Raw genomic sequence first — 5,541 nt, 5'->3', positions numbered from 1 at the left:
CGCTCATCCGGCCCCATTCGACCGCCAGGAGGCCACAGGCTAGCAGGATCAGGGCCAGGAACCACAAGCCGCCGGCCCAGGTCGCCAGGACCGCAGCGGGAGCCAGCACGAAGGCCGACGCGGCTCTGAGGCCGATGTCGCCGACCTTGAGCGCCATCAGCCGGTCGCGAGCGCAGGCTGGGCCGTCGCAAGGCCGCCGAAGCGACGGTCGCGATTGCGGTACTGTTCGACGGCGTCGGTCAGGCCCGCGAGACCGTAGTCGGGCCAGAGCACGTCCTGGAACACCATCTCGGCATAGGCGGCTTCCCAGAGAAGGAAGTTCGATAGCCTCTGCTCGCCCGAGGTCCGGACGATCAGATCGACGGGCGGGCCGTCCACTGTGGACAGGCCCAGGCCCAGGGTTTCCTCGTCGAGCGGCCCGGTCGCCTCGCCCTTCAGCACGCGATCGATGTGACGCTGGGCGGCATCGACGATGTCGGCGCGGCCGCCGTAGTTGAAGGCCACCTGGAGCATGAAGCGGGTGTTGTGGGCGGTCTGGGCCTCGGCCCGCTCGATGATCTTGGCGATGTCGGTCGGCAGGCCGGTGCGACGGCCGAGAACGCGGACGCGGACACCCTCGCGGTCCAGCCGGTTCAGGTCGCTGGCCACATAGGAGCGGACCAGACCCATCAGGTCCGAGACCTCCTCGGCCGGACGACGCCAGTTCTCGGTCGAGAAGCCGAAGACGGTCAGGCACTGGATGCCGAGCGACGGCGCGGCCTGGACGGTGCGCTTCAACGCCTGGACGCCCTCTCGATGGCCCACGGCACGCGGCAGGCCGCGAGCCTGCGCCCAGCGACCGTTGCCGTCCATGATCAGCGCCACGTGCCGGGGACCGTCTGGCGATCCGGGCAGATCGGCGATTTGAGCCGTCATTTCAATCCTGTCTCGCCGAGGTCCGCAACTCAGACCTGCATGATCTCAACTTCCTTGGTTCTCAAGGTCTCGTCTATGCGCTTGATGGCCGCGTCGGTGTCCTTCTGGACCTCCGTCTCCATCTTCTTCTGCTCGTCCTGGCTGATTTCGCCTGCCTTTTCAGCCTTCTTCAGGTCATCGTTGGCATCGCGACGGACGTTGCGGACCGAAATCTTCTGCTGCTCGGCGTATTTTCCTGCCAGTTTGGCGAGGTCCTTGCGGCGCTCTTCGGTCAGGGGGGGCACCGGAATACGCAAGGTCTGACCGTCCACGATCGGGTTCAGGCCCAGGCCGGCGGCGCGAATCGCCTTCTCGACCGGGCCGACCATCGTCTTGTCCCAGACGCTGACCGAGATCATGCGAGGCTCGGGCACGCTGATGGCGGCGACGGCGTTCAGCGGCGAGTTGGAGCCATAGGCCTGGACCTGGACCGGATCCAGCAGGCCGGCGTTGGCGCGACCGGTCCGCAGGCCGGAGTATTCCTCCTTCAGGGAGGCGACCGCCTTGTCCATCTTCTCGCGGTAGATCTTCAGATCGGGCTTGGCCATGCGTGTCTCCTGTCGTCTCTGATCGTTTTACGCGTCGTCGCTGATGACGGTGAAGGTGCCCTGTCCGTTCAGGACCTTGCGCAGGGAATCCTCCTCGCGGATCGAGAAGACCACGATCGGGATCTTTGATTCCCGCATCAGGGCGATGGCGGCGGCGTCCATGACCTTGAGATTCTGGGTCAGGACGTCCTGATAGGTCAGGTGGTCGTAGCGGGTCGCCGACTTGTCCTTCTTGGGATCGGCCGAATAGACGCCGTCGACCGAGGTGCCCTTCAACAGGGCGTCGCAGTTCATCTCGGCGGCGCGCAGGGCGGCGGCGGTGTCGGTCGTGAAATAGGGATTGCCGGTGCCCGCGGCGAAGATGACCACGCGGCCTTTTTCAAGGTGCCGGACGGCGCGGCGGCGGATGTAGGGTTCGGCGATGGCGGCCATGGGGATGGCGCTCTGGACCCGGGTATAGACCCCGATCTTTTCCAGCGCGTTCTGCATGGCCAGGGCGTTCATGACGGTGGCCAGCATGCCCATATAGTCGGCGCTGGCCCGCTCCATGTCGGCGGCCGCCTTGGACAGGCCGCGGAAGATGTTGCCCCCGCCGATGACCAGACAGACCTCGGTGCCCGACTCGACGACCCGCTTCACGGCGGCGGCGACGCCGTCGACGGTCTTCATGTCGATGCCATAGCCCTGCTCGCCCATCAGGACCTCGCCCGAGACCTTGAGCAGGACGCGTTTGTATTTCGGGGCGTCGGTCATGGAGTTCTCGTTACGCGGAATCGGAGGCGGATCATAGAAAGGGCGCGTCCGGCTTCAAAGCCGAACGCGCCCCGATAGTCACGAACTAAGTGTGGTTACGCTTGCGGGGCCATCATCGAGGCGACCTCGGCGGCGAAGTCGGGGCCTTCGACCTTCTCGACGCCTTCACCCAGGGCCAGGCGTACGAAGCCGGCCAGGTGCAGGTTGGACGAGCCGAGTTCCTTGGCCGAATCCTTGACCAGCTGTTCGATGGTCACGTCGGGGTTCATGACGAAGGGCTGTTTGGTCAGCACGACGTCCTTCTGGAACTTGTTGATCTGGCCTTCCACGATCTTGGCGATCATGTTTTCCGGCTTGCCTTCTTCCTTGGCCTTTTCGGTCAGGACAGCGCGTTCTTTCTCGATGGCAGCGGGGTCCAGGTCGTCGGTGTTCAGCGACAGGGGCGCGGTCGCCGCGACATGCATGGCGATCTTGCGGCCCAGCTCGCGCAGGGCGGCCTTGTCGCCCTCACCTTCCAGGGCAACCAGAACGCCGATGCGGCCGAGGCCCGGCGACACGGCATTGTGGACGTAAGAGGCGACGACGCCTTCCGAGACCGACAGGCGGGCGGCGCGGCGCAGTTGCATGTTCTCGCCGATGGTGGCGATCATCTGGGTCACTTCGTCCTGGACGGTCTTGCCGTTCTCCAGCTCTGCGCCATGCAGGGCTTCGACGCTGTGGTGCTCCAGGCCCTTCTCGGCGAAGGACTTGGCGGCATTCTGGAACAGGTCGTTGCGCGCGACAAAGTCGGTTTCGGAGTTGAACTCGATGGCCGCGCCGATTTCGCCCTTGCCGTCTTCACGGCTGGCGACGGCCACGAGGCCCTCGGCGGCGACGCGGTCGGCCTTCTTGGCGGCCTTGGACAGGCCCTTGGCACGCAGCCAGTCGATCGCGGCGTTGATGTCGCCGTCGGTTTCCTGAAGCGCCTTCTTGCAGTCCATCATGCCGACGCCGGACTTGGCGCGAAGTTCCATGACGAGGGCGGCGGTGATCTCGGCCATTTCTGGTCTCCTGAGGTCTTCAATGCGGGAATGGCCGGGGTGTTATCCCGGCCTTATGTCAGTTTGACGGTGAGCCTGTGACCCACCCACCCCGGCGTCGGCCGGGATGGGTGGGAAAGCATCAGACTTAGGCCGTGGTCTCTTCGGTTTCGACGGCAGCCGGCTCTTCAGCAGGCATCTCTTCGCCCGAAGCGGCCAGCATTTCCTCGGCGACGGCTTCGGTGCCGGCGGGGGCGACGTCAGCGGCGACCGGGGCGGCAGCCTCGGCCAGCATCGGCTCGACCGGGTTCTCCGAAGCGCCCAGGTCGATGCCCGAGTTGGAGGCACCGGCGGCCAGGCCGTCCAGGACGGCGTCGGCGATCAGGTCGCAATAGGTCTGGATGGCGCGCGCGGCGTCGTCGTTGCCGGGGACCGGATAGGTGATGCCGTCCGGATCCGAGTTGGTGTCCAGGATGGCGATGACCGGGATGTTCAGCTTGCGGGCCTCAAGGATCGCGATCGCTTCCTTGTTGGTGTCGATCACGAACATGATGTCGGGGATCGAGCCCATGTCCTTGATGCCGCCGAGGGACAGTTCAAGCTTGTCCTTCTCGCGGTTCAGGTTGACCAGTTCCTTCTTGACCCGGCCTTCGCCGCCGCGCTCCAGGATGCCTTCCAGCTCGCGCAGGCGGGCGATCGAGCCCGACACGGTGCGCCAGTTGGTCAGGGTGCCGCCGAGCCAGCGGTGGTTCACATAGTACTGGGCGCAGCGCTTGGCGGCCTCGGCGACGGGATCCGATGCCTGGCGCTTGGTGCCGACGAACAGGACGCGACCGCCCTTGGCGGCGACGTCACGCACGGCCACCAGAGCCTGGTGGAACAGCGGCATCGTCTGCGACAGGTCGATGATGTGGATGTTGGAGCGCGAGCCGAAGATGTAGCGGTCCATCTTCGGGTTCCAGCGGTGCGTCTGGTGGCCGAAGTGGGCGCCTGCTTCGAGCAGGGTGCGCATGGAGAAGTCTGGCAGAGCCATGATTGGAAGTCCTTTTTCCGATTATTCCGCCGCAGACGGTGAAAGGATCAGATGATCCCTCGGAACGGAGCGTCCGGGATGTCTCCCCGGATCACGCCACGCCTGCGTGTGAAGTGGGCGGGCCTATAGGCTGGTTAGGCTCGGAAGGCAAGCTGGAACGACAAAGGGCGACCCCTACTTGGACCGCCCTCTTTAAGCTGGCTTAGCGTCGCAGGCCTACATCGCGTCGAGCGCTTTCTGGCTCTCGTCGCGGTGCATTGTGACCTTGGGGATCACCTCGGCAGCCAGACCGGCGAGACCCGGGGTTTCGGTGTGGTCCTTGAAGCCGTTGAGCAGGGTCAGGGCTTCGTTGTGGGCGGTGACCTGCTGGGTCAGCCAGACGCGGTCGAAGTCGGCGGTCGAGGCAGCGTTGAGATTGTCGAGCAGGCCCTGGCGGCGCTCATCGAGCGTGGTCGGCAGGGCTACGCCCGGCGCTTCGGCAGGGGCGATCGACTTGAGCCTGGCGGTCGAGGCGGTGTGATCGGTCGTGATCATGCCCGCCAGTTCCTTGACCTTGGCGTTAGACGATTTGGCGGTAGCGATCTTGGCCGCTTCGAGTTCGTACATGTCCGACATGGCCATGGCGGGGACGAAACCCGCGACGGTGTTGGCGCCGATCGTGGCAGCCGAAGTCTGGCCGACAACGCCGGACGCCGCGTCCTGGGTCGCATTGACGGCATCGCCGGTTCCGTCGGCGGCGTCGTTGGCGGTTTCCGAGTTGCAGGCTGCCAGAAGCGCAGCACAGGCCGCCCCGGCTAGGATGATCTTGATCATTTTGTCTCTCCCTGAGTTCCGTTTGAACCGGAAGAGAACGTGTTTGTTCCTGTGTCGGGAACCGGACCGAGGCGTCTAGGACGCTTGGCCTTCGGTCGTTTCGGTGTGCTGGAAATAGGGCTCGACCGGGCCTTGCAGCTTGACGGTCAGCGGGTTGCCCTTGCGATCGACGGCCTTGCCGACGGCGAGGCGGACCCAGCCTTCGGAGACGCAGTATTCCTCGACGTTGGTCTTTTCTTCGCCCTTGAAGCGGATGCCGACGCCGCGCGCCAGAAGGTCGGCGTCGTGGTGGGGGCTGTTTGGATTGACCGAGAGGCGGTCGGGGGGCGTGTCGGACATGGTGGGCCTTGCGGGCGAAACGTGAGGAGCGGCTCCATAGCCCCCCTCGCCCGCCCTGCCAACCGGACTTACTGAACCGACT

Annotated in this window: 7 protein-coding genes; all 7 read right to left on the bottom strand. The window is 65.2% G+C overall.

What is annotated here, in order from left to right; all coding sequences use genetic code 11:
- Nucleotides 1-156 precede the first annotated feature (156 nt).
- Nucleotides 157-915, bottom strand: coding sequence for a polyprenyl diphosphate synthase (gene uppS / locus ACILQR_RS15300; protein WP_395652245.1), 759 nt, complete (start codon nt 913-915; stop codon nt 157-159).
- A 29-nt stretch (nt 916-944) separates the two neighbouring features.
- Nucleotides 945-1,502, bottom strand: a complete 558-nt coding sequence (gene frr, locus ACILQR_RS15295; protein WP_395652244.1) for a ribosome recycling factor — start codon at nt 1,500-1,502, stop codon at nt 945-947.
- Nucleotides 1,503-1,529: 27 nt separating this feature from the next.
- The gene (gene pyrH / locus ACILQR_RS15290) at nt 1,530-2,255 is read right to left on the bottom strand and encodes a UMP kinase (RefSeq protein ID WP_271144393.1); all 726 of its coding nucleotides are present in this window, start codon (nt 2,253-2,255) and stop codon (nt 1,530-1,532) included.
- Nucleotides 2,256-2,350: 95 nt separating this feature from the next.
- On the bottom strand, nt 2,351-3,295 hold the full coding sequence (gene tsf, locus ACILQR_RS15285; protein WP_395652243.1) for a translation elongation factor Ts: 945 nt from the start codon (nt 3,293-3,295) through the stop codon (nt 2,351-2,353).
- A gap of 127 nt (nt 3,296-3,422) precedes the next feature.
- Nucleotides 3,423-4,307, bottom strand: a complete 885-nt coding sequence (rpsB, locus tag ACILQR_RS15280; protein ID WP_395652242.1) for a 30S ribosomal protein S2 — start codon at nt 4,305-4,307, stop codon at nt 3,423-3,425.
- Nucleotides 4,308-4,523: 216 nt separating this feature from the next.
- A complete protein-coding gene (locus tag ACILQR_RS15275; RefSeq protein WP_395652241.1) occupies nt 4,524-5,120 on the bottom strand; it encodes a DUF4142 domain-containing protein in 597 nt (198 codons plus the stop codon).
- 75 nt (nt 5,121-5,195) lie between these two features.
- Nucleotides 5,196-5,459 carry a DUF3297 family protein gene (locus ACILQR_RS15270; RefSeq protein ID WP_395652240.1) on the bottom strand — a complete coding sequence of 88 codons (264 nt, stop codon included), beginning with the start codon at nt 5,457-5,459 and terminating at the stop codon, nt 5,196-5,198.
- Between the last annotated feature and the right edge of the window lie 82 nt (nt 5,460-5,541).

The organism is Brevundimonas sp., from assembly GCF_044239655.1.
GTDB lineage: Bacteria > Pseudomonadota > Alphaproteobacteria > Caulobacterales > Caulobacteraceae > Brevundimonas.
This window is presented reverse-complemented; position numbering and strand designations above follow the sequence as displayed.